Origin of the sequence: Moraxella sp. VT-16-12 (genome assembly GCF_002224245.2) — a bacterium.
Classification (GTDB): domain Bacteria; phylum Pseudomonadota; class Gammaproteobacteria; order Pseudomonadales; family Moraxellaceae; genus Moraxella.
Window position 1 is genome coordinate 1 of the sequence record NZ_NKHK02000033.1, and the last position, 625, is coordinate 625.

Annotated in this window: 1 protein-coding gene; it reads left to right on the top strand. The window is 41.8% G+C overall.

Annotation, left to right across the window (positions count from 1 at the left end; translation table 11 throughout):
• Positions 1-543 (top strand): Rha family transcriptional regulator (locus tag CEW93_RS10615; RefSeq protein WP_255504107.1); only part of this gene is annotated, 543 nt, incomplete at its 5' end.
• Between the last annotated feature and the right edge of the window lie 82 nt (positions 544-625).

Here is a 625-nt window from a genome sequence, read left to right on the forward strand (position 1 = left end):
ATTAACCAGCTCACAACAAACAATCAGGCTTTGACCATGTCTAGCCGTGAGATTGCTACTTTGTGTGATAAAGAGCATAAGAATGTCAAACGCGACATTGAAGTGATGGCAGAACAGCTAGAATTAGATACGCTCAAATTTGAGCACATCTACAAAGACAGCCAAAACCGTGAGCAAACCGAGTATTTACTAGACAAAGAAACTTGCCTTTGTTTGGTGGCAGGTTATAACGCCAAACTTCGCCTAGCCATCATCAAACGCTGGCAAGAACTAGAACAATCCGCCACCATCACTGACCCCTTACTTCTCATTGCCCACATGGCAACACAAGCCTATGAAGCCAAACAATTAGCCTTAAAGCAAGAACAGCGTTTGTGTCATATAGAACAAAAGGTAGATGTTGCCATCGCCAAAGCACAAGCAGTATTAGATGATGACGGCTATTTTAGCATCAAAGGCTTTTGTAGCTTACATGGCATTAAACTTACCAATAGCCAAATGTCCAGCCTATCTAAAAAGTGTAAAAAAGCTATCAGATGTTAAGGACATACCTTACCAAGAAACCACCGACCCAAGATGGGGCAAGGTTAAGATGTATCACAAGGACATATTGGCAGAAGTGTTT